Source organism: Nonomuraea sp. B10E15 (assembly GCF_039871615.1).
Lineage (GTDB): Bacteria > Actinomycetota > Actinomycetes > Streptosporangiales > Streptosporangiaceae > Nonomuraea.
This window is the reverse complement of sequence record NZ_JBDPMB010000002.1, coordinates 277439-294697: the sequence shown is the minus strand read 5'-3', so window position 1 is coordinate 294697 and position 17259 is coordinate 277439. Positions and strand designations below refer to the sequence as shown.

Sequence of the window (17259 nt, the reverse complement as noted above, 5' to 3'; positions counted from 1 at the left end):
TATGTCGGAAAACTTCGTTTACCGGAAGGCAACCGCGTTGTCCGAACAGCTCTGGGGTGGACGCTTCCGCTCGCCCGCCGATCCGTCGCTGCTCGCTCTCTCCCGCGCGCCCGACAGCTACTTCCGCATGTCCGCCTACGACCTGGCGGGCTCGCGCTCCCATGTCCGTGAGCTGCTCAGAGCCGAGATCCTCGACGCGGCCGAGGCGGAGCGGCTGCTGGCGGAGATCGACACGCTGGACGAGGACGTACGCGCCGGACGGGTCGGCCCGAACGGCTCCGACGAGGACGTGCACACCTTCCTGGAGCGGGTCCTGGTCGAGCGGCTGGGCAAGGTGGGCGGCAAGGTGCGCGCCGGTCGCTCGCGCAACGACCAGACGGCCAACGACCTGCGGCTGTACCTGCGCGATCACGCGAGGAAGCTGGTGCTGGCCCTGGCCGAGCTGCAGGACGGCCTGGTGGAGCAGGCCCGCGCGCACGTCCGCACCGCGGCGCCCGGCTTCACCCACCTGCAGCCCGCCCAGCCGATCGTGTTCGGGCACCAGCTGCTGGCCCACGCGCAGGCGTTCGCCCGCGACGCCGACCGGCTCGAGGACTGGGACCGGCGCACCGCCCGCTCCCCGCTGGGCTCGGCGGCCCTGGCCGGCTCGGCGATAGCCGTGCACCCTGAGCTGTCGGCCGCGGAGCTGGGCTACGACGGGCCGTGCGAGAACTCCATCGACGCCGTCGCCGGTCGCGACCACGTGGCCGAGTTCCTGTTCGCCACCTCCATGCTGGGGGTGAACCTGTCGCGGCTGGCCGAGGAGATCTCCACCTGGGCCTCGCGCCAGTTCGGCTGGGTGGAGCTGCACGACTCCTTCGCCACCGGCAGCTCGATCATGCCGCAGAAGAAGAACCCCGACATCGCCGAGCTCACCAGGGGCAAGGCCGGCCGGCTGCTCGGCAACCTGGGCGGCCTGATGGCGACGCTGAAGGCGATGCCGCTGGCCTACAACAGGGACCTGTCCGAGGACAAGGCGGCCGTCTTCGACACCGTGGACACCCTCACGATCGTGCTGCCAGCCATGGCCGGGCTGGTGCGCACGCTGTCGGTGAACGTCGACGAGCTGCGCAGGCAGGCGACCGAGGGCTTCACGCTGGCCACCGAGGTGGCCGACTGGCTCTCGCGCCGCGGCGTGCCGTTCAGCGAGGCCCACGAGATCACCGGCGCGCTCGTGCGGATGTGCGAGGACAAAGGGCTGGACCTGCACGAACTGCCGGACGAGGACCTCGCCGCGGTGGACGCGCGGCTGACCCCGGACGTGCGCCAGCACCTCACCGTCGAGGCGGCACTCGCCGCGCGCACCGGCTACGGCGCCACCTCGCCGGACCGGGTCCTGGAGCAGATCGACCGCCTCACCGACCTGCTGGCGCGGCAGCGCGCCTGGGCCCGCGCCTACCGGGGACCCGCGACGTGATCTCGATCCCGGACTCCCCCAGTCTCGGACCGAGGGCCCGCGAACTGCGCCGCCGGAGCAGGCTGAGCCTGACCGAGACGGCCGAGCGGGCCGGGCTCACCAAGGGCTTCCTGTCCAGGTTCGAACGCGGCCAGGTGTCCATCTCGGTCGCCTCGCTGCTGCGCCTGTGCAAGGCGCTCGACCTCGACGTGGCCGACCTGTTCGACGGCTCCAGCGGGCGGCTGGTCAGGTCGGAGAGCCGGGCCAGGCTCGAGTTCGGCGGCAGCGGAATGACCGAGTACCAGCTGACGCCGAAGGACGAGCGCAGGCTGCTGGTCCTGCTCAGCGAGATCGAGCCGGGCGGCGGGTCGGGCCACGAGCCGTACGCGCTTCCCGTCGACATCGAGTTCGTGCACATCCTCAAAGGACTGTTCACGATCGAGGCCTCGGGCGAGCGGGTCGAGATGCGCGAGGGCGACTCGTTCCTGTTCCCCGGCGACACTCCCCACACCTTCACCAACCCCGGCGACGAGATCACCCGAGTTCTGTGGGTGTTGTCACCCGCACTGACCTCTCGCTCGTGAGGAGATCCACATGTCCACAGATGTCGCCCACCTGCCCCGGGTGGCGCGCAAGCACTACGGCCGCTACGTGGCGGCGATCGTCGTCGTGGCCGTCCTCGTGGCGATCGTCTCCTCGTTCGCCGGCGCGCAGATCGAGTGGAGCGTGGTCGGGCGGTATCTGACCGCGCAGGCCATCCTGACCGGCGTGGTCAACACGTTCGTCATGGCCGTGCTCGCCATGATCCTCGGAGTGGCCCTGGGCGTGTTGTTCGCGGTGATGCGGATGTCGCGGAACCCCGTCACCCGCGGCGTCTCGTACCTCTACACGTGGATCTTCCGCGGCACGCCGCAGCTGCTGCAGCTGTTCCTCTGGTTCAACCTGGCGCTGGTCTTCCCCTACGTCGTCATCCCCGGCATCGTCGAGGCGCGCATGGTCGACCTGATGACCCCGTTCGTGGCCGCGCTGCTCGGGCTGGGCATCTGCCAGGGCGCCTACACCTCCGAGGTGGTGCGCGGCGGCATCCTCTCGGTCGACCAGGGGCAGACGGAGGCCGCGCAGGCGGTCGGGATGACGCGCTTCCAGACGCTGCGCAGGATCGTGTTGCCGCAGGCCATGCGGGTCATCCTGCCTCCGATCGGCAACGAGTTCATCAGCATGGTGAAGCTCACGTCTCTGGCCAGCGCGATCCAGTACCAGGAGGTGCTGCACAGCTCCCAGAACATCTACTACGCCAACAACCGCGTCATGGAGCTGCTGTTCGTGGCGACGTTCTGGTACCTGATCGTGGTCACCATCCTCAGCCTGGGCCAGATGGTCATCGAGCGCCGCTTCTCCCGAGGGGTGAAGAAATGATCAAGGCAGTCGACGTCCACAAGCGCTTCGGCGCCCACCACGTCCTCAAGGGCATCTCGCTCGAGGTGGCGGCGGGTGAGGTGCTGTGCGTCATCGGGCCGTCCGGCTCGGGCAAGAGCACGTTCCTGCGCTGCGTCAACCAGCTGGAGACGATCGACGAGGGCGCCGTCTGGGTCGACGGCGAGCTGCTCGGCCACGTCGAGCGCGGCGGGAAGCTGCACCAGCTCAGCGACGCCCAGATCGCCCGGCAGCGGCGGCCGATCGGGATGGTGTTCCAGCGCTTCAACCTGTTCCCGCACATGACCGCGCTGGAGAACGTGATCGAGGGGCCGATCAGGGTGCTGCGCGAACCGCGCGACGCCGCCAGGACGCGGGCGCTGGAGCTGCTGGAGCGGGTGGGGTTGGAGGACAAGGCCGGCGCCTACCCCACGACCCTGTCCGGCGGGCAGCAGCAGCGGGTCGCGATCGCCCGCGCGCTGGCGATGCGGCCGCGGCTGATGTTGTTCGACGAACCCACCTCGGCGCTCGACCCGGAGCTCGTCGGCGACGTGCTCGCGGTCATGCGCGACCTGGCCGCGTCCGGCATGACCATGGTCGTCGTCACCCACGAACTGGGCTTCGCCAAGGAGGTGGCGAACCAGGTGGTGTTCATGGACGACGGCCGCGTCATCGAGACGGGACCCCCCGACCAGGTCCTGGTCAACCCCGCCCACGAGCGTACGAAGACCTTCCTCTCAGCAGTTCTCTAGGAGTTCCGTTGTCCCGTCCCATGCTTCTGCTCGCCTGCCTCGCCCTGACCGCCACCGCCTGCACCGCGCAGGCGCCGAAGAACCTCGCGACCGCGTCGGACGGCGGGCTTCCCCCGAAGATCGCCGAGTCCGGGACCATGGTGGTCGGCAACGTCCCCAACTACCCGCCGCTGGAGTTCAAGGACCCCTCGACCAACCAGCTCACCGGCTTCGACATCGATCTCGGCAACGCCATCGGCAAGCAGCTCGGAGTCACGGTCAAATGGCAGGAGACGTCCTTCGAGCAGTTGCAGAGCGCGGTCACCACCGGGCGGATCGACATGATCCTCTCAGGGATGAGCGACCTGCCGGAACGCCGCGAGACGCTCGACCTCGTCGGCTACCTGAGCTCGGGCGCGCAGTTCTTCTCCACGAGCGAGGTCGCCGATCCGAAGAGCCTGTGCGGCAAGGCCGTGGGGGCCAGCCGCCGCACCTCCTTCCCCGGAGAGATCAAGAAGTGGAGCAAGGAGAACTGCTCCGGCAAGCCGATCAAGGTCGTCGGCACGGAGGGCTCCGCGGACGCGCGTACCCAGCTCACCCAGGGCAGGGTCGACGCCGCGGTCCAGGGCAGCGAGACCCTCCCCTACATCTCCCAGCAGGACCCCGGCAAGTTCCACCTCATCGGCGAGCCGTTCACCGAGGTCAACCAGGCCATGGGATTCGCCAAGCAGGACCCGCGCCTGCGCGACGCGGTCGTCAAGGCACTGCGCGCCCTGCAGCAGGACGGCACCTACGCGAGCCTGCTCGACAAGTGGGGCCTCAAGGGCAACGCCATCAAGCAGGTCACCCTCAACGGGACCGCCGCCCCGTGAGGACGCCGGCCCATGAGGACGCCGCCCACGTGACACCCCTCCGGGCGCTCGCCGCCGTCGTCGCCGAGCCCCCGCCGCTGCCACGCGACGTGATCGAGCGGGCCAAGCGGCACCTCCTCGACACGCTGGGCGCCGCCATGGCCGGCGCTTCCTCCCCCGCTCCCGGCCTGGCCGCGCCCGGGAACGCACCCGTCTGGGGAACCGGCCTGGCCGTGGCGCCGCGCGACGCGGCACTGCTCAACGGCGTCGCGGCGCACGCGCTCGAACTCGACGACACCGGCGGCTGCGATCATTCCGGGGCCGTGGTGGTGCCCGCCGCGCTGGCCTGCCTGAGCCTCGCCGACCGCCCGGTCAGCGGCTCCGAGCTGCTGGAGGCGGTCGTCCTGGGGTATGACGTGGCCCGCCGGACGCTGGAGGCGTGCGGCGGGTACGCCGCGCACAACGAGACCGGATGGCACTCGACGGGCACCTGCGGCACGTTCGGCGCGGCGGCGGCGAGCGCGCGGCTGCTCGGGTTGGACAGCGCGCGAGCCGCCCACGCGCTGGGGCTGGCGGCCGGCTTCTCCGGTGGCCTGTGGGCGTTCGTGCATGACGGCGCGGCGAGCAAGCGGCTGCACGCGGGCCGCGCCGCCGAGGGCGGGCTGACCGCCGCACTGCTGGCCGCGTCCGGCACGAGCGGGCCCGGCCGGATCTTCGACGACGTGTGGGGCGGCTTCCTGCGGACCTACGCGGGCGCCGGCGCCGATCCCGGTGCCCTGACCCGCGACCTCGGCACGGCGTGGCGGATCTCGCGCTGCTCCATCAAGCCGTACGCGTCGTGCCGCAGCACCCATTCCTCCATCGACGCGATCGGCGGCCTTGACCTGCACGCCGGCGAGATCGACCGTATCCACGTGCGCCTGAGCCCGCTCGTTGCCGGCATGTGCGGCGGCCGTGACGCGACCACCCTTCCCCGCGCGCAGCTGAGCCTGCCGTACGCCATCGCCGCCAGGATCCTGTACGGCGACGCCGACCTGGCCGCCTACTCCCCCGAACGGCGCGGCGACCCCCGGGCCACCGAGCTCATGGACCGCATCGACCTGGAGGTGGACCCGACGATGGGCGGCATCGACGAGCCGGCCCTGACCGTCACCACGACCACGGGCGCCGTCCGGCGGGCCAGGGTGAGCGACCCGCTCGGCTCTCCCACCAACCCCCTCTCCGACGAGCGGCTGCTCGCCAAGTTCCACGGCCTCGCGCCGGGCCGGACACCTCTGGCGGATCAGGTCATGGCCCTCGACTCCCGCCCGGACGCACGCGGCCTTCTCCCGCTCCTGTGACGCCGTCTCGGAGCGGATGGCGCCCGCGGCGAGCGCCGGCCGCGCCGCCCTGGCTGCCGGGCCGCGCGTGCCGACGAGCCGACCGGCCGGAGAATGCCCGGCTGGAGCGCCTGGCCCTTGTACGTTGAGTACGTCACCTCAGCGTCCGGCGTGACCGGGACCACGTCCTCGATGCCGGGCACGCCCAAGAGGTCGGCGTCCGGTGCCTCCCCGGCCGGCCACGTCCGTTCGCAGTGATTGCCGCGCGGTCCACGCAGGGGTGTGGCGCCGAGTCCTTGGAGAGTCATGGAGAAGCCGGTGGTGCCGCGCGAGAAGGCGCCCGCGGTGCGGGTGCTGATCGCGCCCGCAGACGTCTGGCGCACCGGGCTCGGCATAGCGGCCGTCGTCGCCGTGGTGCTCTTCGTACGCTTCGTGATCATCGACGCGGGGTCGCTGATCACCATGCTGGTGATCGCGTGGTTCCTCTCGCTGGCCATGGAGCCCGCCGTGCGCCGCCTGTCGCGGCGAACCAGCCGCGGGAGGGCCACGCTGCTGGTGATGACGCTGTTCATCCTGGCCGTGGTGGTCTTCTTCCTCCTGTTCGGCAGCCTGTTCGTGCAGCAGGTCGCGGTACTGCTGGAGGCGCTGCCCGGGATCATCACCGGCGTCGTGGAATGGCTCAACACCCGTCTCGGAACGCGTTATGACATCTCCGACATCCTCGCCTCCGTCAACCTGACCCCGCAGCAGGCGGCCGAGTACGCCGAGGGTGCGCTCAGCGGCGTGCTCAGCCTGCTGGGGACGGTGGTGGGGGCGGTGTTCAACATGTTCACCCTGCTGTTGCTGACGTTCTACTTCTCGGCCGACGGGCCGCGGCTGCGCCGATGGATCGCGCAGTTGCTGCCTGGCCGGTTCCAGGAGGTCTTCGTCACCGTCTGGGACGTGTCCACGAGCAAGACCGGCGGGTACGTCTCTTCCCGGCTCGTCCTCGCCACCATCAACGGCACCGCCTCGGCTCTGGTGTTCCTGGCGCTCGGCATGCCGTCCTGGCTGGCGCTCGGGGCGTGGACGGGCCTGGTCGCTCAGCTCGTGCCCACCATCGGCACCTACATCTCCGTCGCCCTGCCGGTCGTGGTGGGGCTGGTCTCGCCCCGGCCCTGGATCGGCCTGGCGGCGCTGGGCTGGGGACTGTTGTACCAGCAGGTGGAGAACCTGACGCTGGAGCCGAAGATCAGCTCCCGGGCGGTGGACATCCATCCCGGGGTGTCGTTCGCGGCCGTGATCCTGGGGGCGTCGCTGTTCGGCGCGATCGGTGCGCTGCTGGCCGTGCCCATGGTGGCGATGCTGCTCTCGCTGGTCGACACGTTCGTCACGCGCCAGGAGGTGCTGGAGGCCGCGGCGAAGAAGCCGCCACCGCCGGCGGCGAAACCGGCGCCGCCGAAGTGACGCGGGGGCGCACCCGCGTCACTTCGGCGCTCGCGCCGCGGACCTCGCAGGCCCGGCGTGAAATCCCCTACAGGCCGCTTCTGTCGAAGGACTTCATCTCCCGGCCGTGGACCGCCAGCGCGTAGATGATGACGACGTCGAAGGCGATGACGATCAGCGACCAGAACGGGTAGGCGGGGAACCAGGCGAAGTTGACGAGCGCCTGGAGGGAGGCGAGGACGATCCCGACCACCCGTCCCCAGGTCTTGCCCGACATGACGGCGGCGCCGGCGAGGAGGACGACCACACCCATGATCAGGTGGAACCATCCCCAGGCCGTGTAGTTGACGGGAATCGCCAGGTTGTTGGCGGTGACGAGGTAGAAGTCCGTGTTGAAGATCCCTACCAGGCCCATCATCGCCTGGAAGCAGCCCAGGATGATCATCCCGATGCCGGCGAAGATCACCCAGCCCACCCAGCCGGTGGGCCGAGGCGCCTCTTCCGCGAGCGGCGTCTGCGTCCGGGCCGTCTCCGTGCGCGGCGGGGTCGCCTGCTCCGGGATCTGGTCCCGGGACGGCTGCTGCGTGCGCGCGTGGCGTGGGTCTACCATGCTCGGCTCCCTCCGCACGGCGGAGCTTGGGAGGTGGTCCGCGTTCGCGGCCGCGCCTGCACGCCGGCTTCGTCCGTGCAATCTCCGAGAATGCGACGGTCGAGCCGCTCAGAAGCACGCTCGGCGCCGCTCTTTCGCCACCCATCTACCCCGCCTCGTCAGCACTCTCCGCACCCTCTCCCAAAAGTGTGCAAATGAGACGTAACCTCGCTTTTGGGCCTCGGGACGCATCTTTCCCCCTTGGACTTTTTACCTCTTCGCGGCGCTCGCCCGACGAAAACAAGGGGACCACCAGGACATATGGAGAGGCATGGACAGCTTCGACAACTGCCCTGCCGCAGAAGAGAGCGGTCGCGGCTGCACCGATCCGGCACCGCCGCCCGGCCCGTCCTGGGCGGTTGCCTCATCGTGACACCACCGACCAGAGAGAAGACGTCCCATGAGCAACCTCGTCGCCATCTCCTGTCCCGATGCCGCCACCGCCGTGACGGTGCGGAACCGCCTGGCCGCCCGCTAGGCGGTGCTCCTTGTCCGATCCGCACGCGCCGGCTCATCCGCAGGCCGGCGCCGTCCACAGGAACTACACCGGCGCCGTCTACGGATCGCTTCTGGCCGCCTCCGTGGTGGTCGGTGCCGGGAGCCTCGGCAGGTTCCCCCGGCTGGAACTGATCATCCTGTTGTTGGGCACCGGGGTCGTGTTCTGGGCCGCCCACGTGTACGCCCGGGTGTTCGGTGCCCGTACGGTCTTCCGGGCCATGAGCATGGCCGACATCCGCAGGGCCTGTTCGGAAGAGCGGCCGATCGTCGAGGCGGCGGTCCTGCCGGCCGTCGCCGTGGCCGTCGGCCCGCTGCTGGGGCTCGGGGCGCAGGGCACCGCATGGCTGGCTCTCGCGGTCGCCGTCGCCTCGCAGGTCGGCTGGGCGGCCACGGCGGCGGTGAGGATCGGGGCCTCCCTCAGGATGGTGGCGGTCACGAGCGTGATCAACCTGCTGCTCGGACTGGTCATCGTGGCGCTCAAGGCCGTACTCCACCACTGACCAGGCTCGCCCGCCGGACCGGCGGGTCCGGCCGATCGATGTGAGGTGACTATGCGCAGGTGGAAGAGGGAGGTCCGTGCTCTGCACGCGCGCCGGCCGGCCGGCGGACGGAGTGCAGGGTGACCAGGACTCCCGCCGCCCACGGCCCGGCCGCCTCGTCGCGGAGGCTGCTGGCGCCCCTCGCCCTGGCCCAGTTCATCTGCAGCTTCGCCGGCTCGAACATGAACGTGATGATCAACGACATCGGCGAGGACCTGGACACGACGGTGCAGGGCGTGCAGGGCACGATCACGCTGTTCTTGCTGATCATGGCGGTGCTCATGATCCCCGCCAGCAAGCTGACCGACCGCTGGGGCCGCAAGCGGTGCTTTCTGGCGGGCCTCGCCCTGTACGGGGCCGGCGCCCTGATCAGCGCGTTCTCGCCCGGTCTCGGCGTGCTGATCCTCGGCAACTCGGTGCTCGAAGGGGTGGGTACGGCGTTGCTGATCCCACCGGTCTACATCTTCGCGACGATGGCGTACGACGATCTCCCGTCGCGGGCCCGGGCCTTCGGCGTGATCAGCGGCCTGGGTGGCGTCGGGGCGGCGGCGGGCCCGCTGATCGGAGGATTCATCGCGACGGCGATCGACTGGCGGGCCGCCTTCGTCTTCCAGGCGGTGGTCGTCGCGTTCATCCTCTTCCTCAGCCGGGGGCTCGTCGACCCCGTGGCGCCGGATCCGGAACGCCCCTTCGACGCCGCCGGGGCGGTTCTGTCGGCGGTCGGCATGTTCTTCGTGGTGTTCGGGATCCTCCAGGCCGACAACGACGCCGCGCTGATGGCGGCGTTCCTCGCGGTGGGGGCCGTCCTGCTGGCCTGGTTCTTCCTGCACATCCGATCCCGGGAGCGGGCGGGGCGGGAGCCGCTGCTGTCGACGGGGTTGTTCCGGAACCACACGTCCAATCTCGGCCTCGTCACCCAGAACATGCAGTGGCTGATCCTCATGGGAACGTCGTTCGTCGTCTCCGTCTTCCTCCAGACGGTCCGCGGGTACAACGCGATCCAGACCGGTGTCATCTTCACCGCGGCGACCGTGGGCGCCCTCGTCGCGTCGCTGGCAGCGGAGCGGCTGGCCAGGAAGTATTCGCAGAAGTCGCTGATCTCGGCGGGTTTCGCCATGACCGTGGCCGGGATCGGCATCCTGCTCGCCCTGGTCGGGGCGTCCTCGAGAGTCGTCGCCTTCGCGCCGGGACTGCTGCTGATCGGCCTCGGCGTGGGCGTGATGCTGACCCCGTCGGTCAACGTCGTGCAGTCCAGCTTCCCCGAAGAACTGCAGGGTGAGATTTCCGGATTGTCACGCAGCGTCTCCAACCTCGGCTCGTCGTTCGGCACGGCGATCGTCGGCACGATCCTCATCTCCAGGTCGGCCGAGGGGGAACATTCCTACGCTCTCGCCATGATCGCTCTCGCGGTCTTCGCGCTGATCGGCCTCGCCGCCGCCATCAGCCTCCCGTCCGGTTCGGGACCGCCCGGCCCGGCATAGCCTGCCGGGCCGTGCCGTACGGGCTCCCCCGGTCCGCGGGCCTCCGGCCCTGGGCTGCGCCGCGCCGCCTACCGGCCGGCGCGGTCGAGCTGCTCGTCGAGGGCGACGGCCGCGGCGATGATCGCCAGATGCGTGAACGCCTGCGGGAAGTTGCCGAGCTGCTCGCCCGACGGGCCGATCTCCTCGGCGAACAGGCCGACGTGGTTGGCGTAGGTGAGCATCTTGTCGAAGGCGTAGCGGGCCTGTTGCAGCCGGCCGGCGCGGGCGAGGGCCTCGACATAGAGGAAACTGCACAGGTTGAAGGTGCCCTCGCAGCCGCGCAGCCCGTCCGGGGAGGCGGCCGGATCGTAGCGGTAGACGAGACTGTCGCTGACCAGCTCGCGGTCCATGGCGTCGAGGGTGCTCAGCCAGGCCGGGTCACGCGGGGAGATGAAGCCGACGCGGGGCATGAGCAGGAGCGAGGCGTCCAGCACGTCGGTGGCGTAGTGCTGGACGAAGGCCTGCCTGCGCGGGTTCCATCCGCGGTCGACGATCTGGCTGAAGACGGCGTCGCGGGTGGCCATCCAGCGGACGAGATCGGCCGGGCGCGAGTAGGTGGTGGCCATGCGGATGCCGCGATCGAAGGCGACCCAGGTCATTAGACGGCTGTAGGTGAAGTCCTGGCGCCCGCCGCGGGTCTCCCAGATGCCCTCGTCCGGACGGTCCCAGGCGTCGGCCAGCCAGTCCAGCACGCCGGCGAAGGATCGCCAACCACGGATGTCCCCGATCTCCTGGGCCTGGGCCAGGGCGTCGGCGGCCTCACCGTATATGTCCAGCTGGAGCTGGTCGGCGGCCGCGTTGCCGGCCCGGACCGGCGCGGACTTCTGGTACCCCTCCAGGTGGTCGAGGACCTCCTCGGTCAGGTAGGGGTCGCCGTCGATCCGGTACATGATCTGCAGCGGCTCGCCCGAGGCGGTGCCGCCGGCCTCCAGGCGCTCGCGCAGCCATCTGCGGAAGGCCTGGGCCTCCTCGACGAAGCCGAGGTCGATCAGGGCCCGGACGGACAGCGACGCGTCGCGGACCCACGTGTACCGGTAGTCCCAGTTGCGCTCGCCGCCGATCTGTTCCGGCAGGCCCATCGTGGCGGCGGCGATCGGCGCGCCGGTGGGCGCGTAGGTGAGCAGCTTGAGAGTGATCACCGAACGGTTGACCATATCGTGCCAGCGGCCGCGGTACCGGGACGCGCGCAGCCAGTCATGCCAGAAGGCGCGGCACGATTCGATGCTCGCGCGCACCTCGTCGGCGGTCGGAGGGGCTGCCGCGTGGTGCCCGCCGCTCCCGCCGGCACCGCTCTCGGTGGTCAGGACGACGAAGGCCGTCTCACCGGCCTGGAGGACGAAGTCGGCGGTCACGTCGTCGCCGTCGGGGCGCAGCGAGAGAGAGGGGGGAACCTGCACGTGCAGGTCCGTTCCCGGGCCACGGAGAAGAGCCGAGCCGTCATCGAGGAAGGTGAGGGTGTGCGGTGCCCGCCCGTAGTCGAAGCGGGGACGGCAGACGAAGGAGAAGGGCAGGCTGCCCCGGACCACCCGGACGACCCGCACCAGACGGTGCCGGTCGGTGGGGATGCTGGAGGGGTTCGGTTCCATGAAGTCGGCGACCTCTCCGACGCCGCCGGGAGCCATGAAGCGGGTGACGAGGATCGCGGTGTCCGGTAGGTAGAGCTGCCGGATGGTCACTCCGGCGACGCGGCCGGAGTCGACGGCGAGCCGGCAGAAACCGCCGCGTTCGCTGTCGAGCAGGGAGGCGAAGATACTCGGGGAGTCGAACCGTGGCGTGCACCACCAGTCGATGGCGCCCGTTCCGGAGATGAGCGCGGCGGTCTGCAGGTCCCCCACCATGCCGTGGTCCGCGATCTGCGGGTAGTCGTTCATGGTTCCTCCGTCGTTCGCCGGGCGTGCCGAGCGACTGCCTCCACGCCTGCCGGGTGACCGGCCGCCGAGGGGACGGAGCAGTACTTTCCACTCTAACCACGGAACACGGCACGGAGCCGCCTCGGGTGGACGCAGAGTCAACGGGCCCGCGACTCCCGGCCATGGACCGCCCGGCGCTCCGCTCCCTAGGTTGATCAGACGTGACCGTCGCCGACCGGCGTCCGGTGGTGCGCCACCTGATCGGCCCCTGGCGCCGGCTGCGTCGTCGGGGGTGGCGGCGCTCGTCGCATGAAAGTGATCGTCGTGACGCAATCTCTGTATTACGTGGACGAACCTTCGCACCCGCGCTGGACCGAGCACGTGGGAACGCTGGACGTCGTACGGCCCGGGGAGCTGACCGCCGAGGCCCTCGCGGCGTGGCGGGCGATGCAGCGTGGCCGGCCGCAGCAGTTCAGCCTGCTGCGCCGGTGGAAGTCCGGGCAGTATCGGACGAAGGCGGGCCTGATCCAGCACGTACGGATGGTCGAGGCCGCCGCGGCGGCCGGGGTTCGCACCATCGACCTCAGCGTGAGGGCGGAATCGGAGTACAAGGACGCGCTGGGCAACGCCACGGGCGTCATCGCGTCGGGAGAGGCGCGCCGCCCCCGCTTGCGGGGTGCGGCATGATGCTGCGGGCGGCGATGGCCCGGCGGCTCGGCCAGCCGTGCGTGCACGTGCCCTCCGCGCGGCTCGGCCTCTACCTGGCGTTGCGCCACTGGACGCGGCCGGGCGACCGGGTCCTGATCGCGCCGACCAACTGCGAGACCGTGCTGTTCACCGCCCTGGCCGCCGGGCTGGAGCCGGTGATGGCCCCGGTCAGCATCCGCGACGGCAACATCGACCCGGCCAGGGTCGACTACCGGGGGCTTGCCTGCGTCGTCACCACCCACCTGTACGGCCAGCCCGACCGGATCGTCGAGCTGGAGGCCGCCTGCAGGGAACGAGGCCTCGTGCTCGTCGACGACGCCGCCCACGCGCTGGGTGTGCAGGTGGCGGGGCGCCCGCTGGGCACCTTCGGCGACGTCGGGGTGCTGAGCCTGGCCAAGCACGGCCGCGCCATGTCGGGCGGCTTCCTGACCAGCGCCGACACCGCCCGGCTCGCCGGGGCGGCGGGCACGCTGGACACGCTGCTGCGGCCGGGGACCTGGCACGGCCACCTGCGTGACCTGCTGCGGCCGATGGCCCGCGAAGCCGTCGCCCGGGCCGGGCTCACCGGCCCCGTGTGGCAGGCGATGAAGGCGACCGGCCTGGCATCCTGGGGAGCCCGCTGGGAGGGGCACCGCGTGGCCGCGCGCGAGCCCGAGCTGCGTGCCACGCTGGCGATGCCCTTGAGCGACGAGAACGCGCGGCTGTCGGCGCTCGACCGCTGGCTCCGCGTCGACCAGGCCGCCTGGCGTACGCGTCAGACCGCGGGGCTGCGCCGCTACCAGCTGACCCGCCTGCGCACGGCCGAACGTGAACGCGGGCGCAGGATCGTCGGCGTCGAGAGGCTGCGGGCGACGCCCTGGGCCGCCGACGGCGTCAAGGAAGGGCTGGCCCTGCCCCTGCTCCGCGTCCCGCTGCTCGTCCGGCAGCGGGACGAGGTGGTGCGGGCCCTCGAACGGCGCGGCGTGGTGCCCGGCTTCATCTACGACCCGCCGCTGAGCGACTATCTCGCCCTGGTGCGACCGGGCCCCGCCCAGGCCCACGCCCGCTGGTGGACCCGCCACGTCCTGCCCGTCGACCCCCTGGACGCCGAGCGCGTCGAAGCGCTGCTCACCGAGCTCGGCGTCCACCCGGCGCCGGCGCTCCACGACGTCCTGGCCTGAGGCGGGCACCGGTCAGGAGTGGGCGGGGCGGCGGTGGACGAGCCGCAGGCCCATCTCGATCAGTGCCCAGCCCAGGCGGGTCTCCCAGCGGCGGGCGGCATGGACGGGTGTCTCGGCCAGGCGGCTGCGCTCAGCCTCGGCGCGCAGTTCAAGGGCGCGGACGCGCTCGACGTACAGGAACAGGTCGGTGTTCATCGGCCCTCCCAGGGGTCGTTTCAGGCACGGAGCGGATCGTTTCGGGGCGGGGAGCGGGTCGCTTCAGACGCGGAACGGGAAAGCGTTGACGTGCAGGGCGACATTTTCGCGGCCCTGCGTGTCGCCGGCCTCGCGGGCCGCCGTGCCGCGTTCGCGCCACTTCGCGACCAGCTCGCCGAGCTCGCGGCCGAGCTCCTGCAGTTCCTCGGCCGTGAGCGTGAACAGGAACTCGGAGCTGAACGACGCGCCGCGCCAGTCGTCGCTCCACGCGTGCTTGCTGTCGAGGTATTCCTCGTACATCTCGTTTCGCTGGCGGGCGTACACGCGGGAGACGGCGGTGTGGACGGCGGCCCGTTCTGGGGCGTCGCGCCAGTCCTCGTCCCTGGTGCTGACGGTGGTGGAGACCGGCCGCCACCACCGCTCCCTGCCGTCGCCGCTGCCCGGCTCGGCCTCCTCGATGATGCCGTGCGCGGACAGCTTGCGCAGGTGGTAGCTGACCAGGGACACGGCCTCGTCGACCTTGTCGGCCAGCTGGGACGCGGTCGCCGTGCCCGCCATGAAGAGCGCGCGGTAGAGCTTGATGCGCAGCGGGTGGCCCAGCGCCTTGAGCGTGTCGATGTCCTTGACGCGATGGTTCTTCTCGGCGACCATGATTCCACCATAGAAGCGAAAGGAAATTTGCGCAATACAAGTTGCACAAATTTCGCTTCCTATCTGGGCGCGCGGACGGTCGGCTCCTAAGCGACGGGAGCGCGCGCAAAGGCCGCCCGGCGCTGGGAGGCGCCGGACGGCCGGTGGAGGTCGCTACCTCACGGGCAGGTCGTAGACGCGGCGCACGCTGCTGCCGAGCCGGCTCACGTCGGCGCCGTACACGTGGAGCGACACCCCGACCTCGTCGCTGGTGTTGCGCACCATGTGGATGTCACCGGGCGGCGCGAACCCGCTGACCTCGCCGGGGCGGTTGGCCGCGCGCCCGATCTCCACCAGATGGTGACCCATGTCGCGGTAGAGGGTTTCGTACTCGATGCCGCTGAGGATGCCGAACGTGCACCACGCCACATGGTCGTGGATCATCGTGAACTGGCCGGGCCGCCACACGACCGCCACCACCGAGAAGCGCTCCTGGGCGTGCAGCACGTGCGAGACGTACCCGTCGGGTGAGCCCGCGCGCTCCTCCGGCGTGAGGATGTCGAGCCCGGGGAGGCCGTCGCGGAGCAGATCGGCGACGGCGTGCGCGGTGTCGCGGGGCTCTATCTCGCGCGCCACGATCGCGGAGATGCCGGACACGAGCAGATCCAGCCCCGGACGGACGGCGGTGACGGTGCGCATGAGGTACTCCCTGGAAAATCGCCTTCCCTTCCACCGTGTCCCACTTGCATCGATAGGTCCAACAGAAGTCTTCTGGCCTATCGATAGATACCATTGATAGATGCTCGACGTCACCCGGCTCCACGTCCTGGTCGCGGTCGCCCGTACGGGGTCGCTCACCGCTGCCGCCAGGGAACTCCACTACTCCCAGCCCTCGGTCAGCCACCACCTGGCCAGGCTGGAGGCGGAGACGGGAGCCAAGCTCATCCAGCGCGCCGGGCGCGGCATCCGGCTCACGGACGCCGGCCGGCTGCTCGCCGAACGCGCCGCCGACATCATCGGCCGCCTCGACGCCACGTCCGAGGAACTGGCCGCCCACGTCGGGCTGCGCACCGGCCGCGTGCGGCTGGCCGCCTTCCCCTCCGCGCTCGGCACGTTCATCCCGAAGGCGGCCGGCCTGCTCGCCGCCGCCCACCCCGGGCTGCGCCTGGAGCTCATGGAGACCGAGCCGCCGGAGGCGCTCAGGCTGCTGCGGGCGGGCCGGGCCGACGTGGCGGTGATGTTCCGGTACGACGACACCGCGCCGGAGGACAACGGCCTCCACATGATCCACCTCTTCGACGAACTCAGCTACCTGGTGTCCAGCGCCCCGGCCGGCGGGCTGGAGAGCGGGCTGGCCGAGCATGCCGGCTCACCCTGGATCGCGGGCTGCGACCGGTGCCGCAGCCATCTGCTGGACATCTGCGACAAGGCGGGATTCACGCCGCGCATCTCGTTCACCAGCGACGACATCGTGGCCGTGCAGGCCCTCGTGGCGGCCGGGCTGGGCCTGACCCTGCTGCCCGGGCTGGCGCTCACCGCCCACCGCCACCCTGGCGTGCACGTGACCGAGGTGCCCGGCTCGACCCGGCACGTGTACGCCGCCGTCTACGGCGAACCACCCCACCCACCGGCCACGGAAGCACTCGTGAAGGCGCTGCGAGAAAGCCTTTGACGCCGTTCCTACGATGGCCGCATGCCAGACATCGCGACGCTCGCCGTCTTCTGCGTGGCCGTCCTCGGGCTGCTGCTCGTGCCCGGGCCTGCGGTCGTCTACATCGTCACCCGCAGCGTCGCGCAGGGCCGCGCCGCGGGCGTCATCTCCGTGCTCGGCGTGCACGCGGGCTCGCTGGTCCACATCGGCGCGGCGGCGCTGGGCATCAGCGCCCTGCTGGCGGCCTCGGCCACGGCGTTCACCGTGGTCAAATACGTGGGCGTGGCCTACCTCCTCTGGCTCGGCGTGCGCAAGCTGATGCGCGGCGAGGACGGCGCGGACACCGTCGAGCTGCACGTGCAGTCGAAGCGGCGGCTGTTCTGGGAGGGGTTCGTGGTCAACGTGCTCAACCCGAAGACGGCCGTCTTCTTCGTGGCGTTCCTGCCGCAGTTCGCCGATCAGCGGGCCGGGCCGATCGGACCGCAGATCCTGCTGCTCGGCGCGATCTGGCTGGTGCTCGGTGTGGCGTCGGACGGCACGTACGCGATGCTCTCCTCCGCGCTGGCCGGCCGGATCCGCGGGTCCGCCAGGGCGCGCCGGCGGCTCGAGCTGGGGAGCGGCGTGGTCTATCTGGGTCTGGCGGCGTGGCTCACATCCGCGAAGGCATGACAAGGGCGGAAATTTC

18 protein-coding genes are annotated in these 17259 nt (G+C 70.8%); 13 read left to right on the top strand and 5 right to left on the bottom strand.

Translation table 11 applies throughout. The features are described 5' to 3' along the window. Nucleotides 1–37 precede the first annotated feature (37 nt). The 7 genes from argH to ABGB14_RS10425 all read left to right on the top strand — a co-directional run bounded on the left by argH (nucleotide 38) and on the right by ABGB14_RS10425 (nucleotide 7195). Complete coding sequence (argH, locus tag ABGB14_RS10455; protein ID WP_347643386.1) at nucleotides 38–1456, top strand: argininosuccinate lyase; 1419 nt, start codon at nucleotides 38–40, stop codon at nucleotides 1454–1456. After that, nucleotides 1453–2019, top strand: a complete 567-nt coding sequence (locus ABGB14_RS10450) for an XRE family transcriptional regulator (RefSeq protein ID WP_347643385.1) — start codon at nucleotides 1453–1455, stop codon at nucleotides 2017–2019. The genes argH and ABGB14_RS10450 overlap by 4 nt, the downstream gene beginning before the upstream one ends. 10 nt (nucleotides 2020–2029) lie before the next feature. Beyond that, nucleotides 2030–2851, top strand: a complete 822-nt coding sequence (locus tag ABGB14_RS10445; RefSeq protein ID WP_347643384.1) for an amino acid ABC transporter permease — start codon at nucleotides 2030–2032, stop codon at nucleotides 2849–2851. Beyond that, nucleotides 2848–3600 (top strand): amino acid ABC transporter ATP-binding protein, encoded by a 753-nt coding sequence (locus ABGB14_RS10440; protein ID WP_347643383.1) that lies wholly within the window; start codon nucleotides 2848–2850, stop codon nucleotides 3598–3600. The genes ABGB14_RS10445 and ABGB14_RS10440 overlap by 4 nt, the downstream gene beginning before the upstream one ends. 8 nt (nucleotides 3601–3608) lie before the next feature. Further along, nucleotides 3609–4451: an ABC transporter substrate-binding protein gene (locus ABGB14_RS10435; RefSeq protein WP_347643382.1), complete on the top strand. Its 843-nt coding sequence runs from the start codon at nucleotides 3609–3611 to the stop codon at nucleotides 4449–4451. Between the two features lie 29 nt (nucleotides 4452–4480). Beyond that, complete coding sequence (locus tag ABGB14_RS10430) at nucleotides 4481–5770, top strand: MmgE/PrpD family protein (RefSeq protein WP_347643381.1); 1290 nt, start codon at nucleotides 4481–4483, stop codon at nucleotides 5768–5770. A gap of 285 nt (nucleotides 5771–6055) precedes the next feature. Further along, entirely contained in the window at nucleotides 6056–7195 is a 1140-nt protein-coding gene (locus ABGB14_RS10425; protein ID WP_347643380.1) for an AI-2E family transporter, read from the top strand. Between the two features lie 67 nt (nucleotides 7196–7262). On the opposite strand, the gene ABGB14_RS10420 is transcribed toward ABGB14_RS10425, so the two are convergent. After that, the gene (locus ABGB14_RS10420) at nucleotides 7263–7784 is read right to left on the bottom strand and encodes a hypothetical protein (protein ID WP_347643379.1); all 522 of its coding nucleotides are present in this window, start codon (nucleotides 7782–7784) and stop codon (nucleotides 7263–7265) included. 527 nt (nucleotides 7785–8311) lie between these two features. On the opposite strand from ABGB14_RS10420, the gene ABGB14_RS10415 reads away from it, so the two are divergent. Together ABGB14_RS10415 and ABGB14_RS10410 are read left to right on the top strand one after the other, a co-directional pair. After that, entirely contained in the window at nucleotides 8312–8821 is a 510-nt protein-coding gene (locus ABGB14_RS10415; protein ID WP_347643378.1) for a hypothetical protein, read from the top strand. Nucleotides 8822–8940: 119 nt separating this feature from the next. Further along, the gene (locus ABGB14_RS10410) at nucleotides 8941–10341 is read left to right on the top strand and encodes an MFS transporter (RefSeq protein ID WP_347643377.1); all 1401 of its coding nucleotides are present in this window, start codon (nucleotides 8941–8943) and stop codon (nucleotides 10339–10341) included. A gap of 68 nt (nucleotides 10342–10409) precedes the next feature. Here ABGB14_RS10410 and ABGB14_RS10405 read toward each other — a convergent pair whose 3' ends face one another. Beyond that, on the bottom strand, nucleotides 10410–12251 hold the full coding sequence (locus ABGB14_RS10405; protein WP_347643376.1) for a glycoside hydrolase family 15 protein: 1842 nt from the start codon (nucleotides 12249–12251) through the stop codon (nucleotides 10410–10412). Between the two features lie 303 nt (nucleotides 12252–12554). Between ABGB14_RS10405 and ABGB14_RS10400 the strand changes: the two genes are divergently transcribed. Then, complete coding sequence (locus tag ABGB14_RS10400) at nucleotides 12555–12917, top strand: hypothetical protein (RefSeq protein ID WP_347643375.1); 363 nt, start codon at nucleotides 12555–12557, stop codon at nucleotides 12915–12917. Continuing rightward, nucleotides 12914–14098, top strand: a complete 1185-nt coding sequence (locus ABGB14_RS10395; RefSeq protein WP_347643374.1) for a DegT/DnrJ/EryC1/StrS family aminotransferase — start codon at nucleotides 12914–12916, stop codon at nucleotides 14096–14098. Before ABGB14_RS10400 ends, ABGB14_RS10395 begins: the two co-directional genes overlap by 4 nt. Nucleotides 14099–14110: 12 nt before the next feature. Here ABGB14_RS10395 and ABGB14_RS10390 read toward each other — a convergent pair whose 3' ends face one another. The 3 genes from ABGB14_RS10390 to ABGB14_RS10380 form a co-directional block, all read right to left on the bottom strand. Then, nucleotides 14111–14293 (bottom strand): hypothetical protein, encoded by a 183-nt coding sequence (locus ABGB14_RS10390; RefSeq protein ID WP_347643373.1) that lies wholly within the window; start codon nucleotides 14291–14293, stop codon nucleotides 14111–14113. A gap of 63 nt (nucleotides 14294–14356) precedes the next feature. Then, complete coding sequence (locus ABGB14_RS10385; protein WP_347643372.1) at nucleotides 14357–14944, bottom strand: helix-turn-helix domain-containing protein; 588 nt, start codon at nucleotides 14942–14944, stop codon at nucleotides 14357–14359. A 153-nt stretch (nucleotides 14945–15097) separates the two neighbouring features. After that, nucleotides 15098–15622 carry a cysteine dioxygenase family protein gene (locus tag ABGB14_RS10380; RefSeq protein ID WP_347643371.1) on the bottom strand — a complete coding sequence of 175 codons (525 nt, stop codon included), beginning with the start codon at nucleotides 15620–15622 and terminating at the stop codon, nucleotides 15098–15100. A 100-nt stretch (nucleotides 15623–15722) separates the two neighbouring features. Between ABGB14_RS10380 and ABGB14_RS10375 the strand changes: the two genes are divergently transcribed. Beyond that, nucleotides 15723–16595: a LysR family transcriptional regulator gene (locus tag ABGB14_RS10375; protein WP_347643370.1), complete on the top strand. Its 873-nt coding sequence runs from the start codon at nucleotides 15723–15725 to the stop codon at nucleotides 16593–16595. Between the two features lie 21 nt (nucleotides 16596–16616). Continuing rightward, entirely contained in the window at nucleotides 16617–17243 is a 627-nt protein-coding gene (locus ABGB14_RS10370) for a LysE family translocator (protein WP_347643369.1), read from the top strand. Nucleotides 17244–17259: the final 16 nt, after the last annotated feature.

Excerpts from the sequence above, each read along its gene's own strand:
- ABGB14_RS10445 (WP_347643384.1), top strand. The coding sequence starts at position 2,030 with ATGTCCACAGATGTCGCCCACCTGCCCCGGGTGGCGCGCAAGCACTAC.
- ABGB14_RS10440 (WP_347643383.1), top strand. The coding sequence starts at position 2,848 with ATGATCAAGGCAGTCGACGTCCACAAGCGCTTCGGCGCCCACCACGTC.
- ABGB14_RS10425 (WP_347643380.1), top strand. The coding sequence starts at position 6,056 with ATGGAGAAGCCGGTGGTGCCGCGCGAGAAGGCGCCCGCGGTGCGGGTG.
- ABGB14_RS10420 (WP_347643379.1), bottom strand. The coding sequence starts at position 7,784 with ATGGTAGACCCACGCCACGCGCGCACGCAGCAGCCGTCCCGGGACCAG.
- ABGB14_RS10405 (WP_347643376.1), bottom strand. The coding sequence starts at position 12,251 with ATGAACGACTACCCGCAGATCGCGGACCACGGCATGGTGGGGGACCTG.
- ABGB14_RS10395 (WP_347643374.1), top strand. The coding sequence starts at position 12,914 with ATGATGCTGCGGGCGGCGATGGCCCGGCGGCTCGGCCAGCCGTGCGTG.
- ABGB14_RS10390 (WP_347643373.1), bottom strand. The coding sequence starts at position 14,293 with ATGAACACCGACCTGTTCCTGTACGTCGAGCGCGTCCGCGCCCTTGAA.
- ABGB14_RS10385 (WP_347643372.1), bottom strand. The coding sequence starts at position 14,944 with ATGGTCGCCGAGAAGAACCATCGCGTCAAGGACATCGACACGCTCAAG.
- ABGB14_RS10380 (WP_347643371.1), bottom strand. The coding sequence starts at position 15,622 with ATGCGCACCGTCACCGCCGTCCGTCCGGGGCTGGATCTGCTCGTGTCC.
- ABGB14_RS10375 (WP_347643370.1), top strand. The coding sequence starts at position 15,723 with ATGCTCGACGTCACCCGGCTCCACGTCCTGGTCGCGGTCGCCCGTACG.
- ABGB14_RS10370 (WP_347643369.1), top strand. The coding sequence starts at position 16,617 with ATGCCAGACATCGCGACGCTCGCCGTCTTCTGCGTGGCCGTCCTCGGG.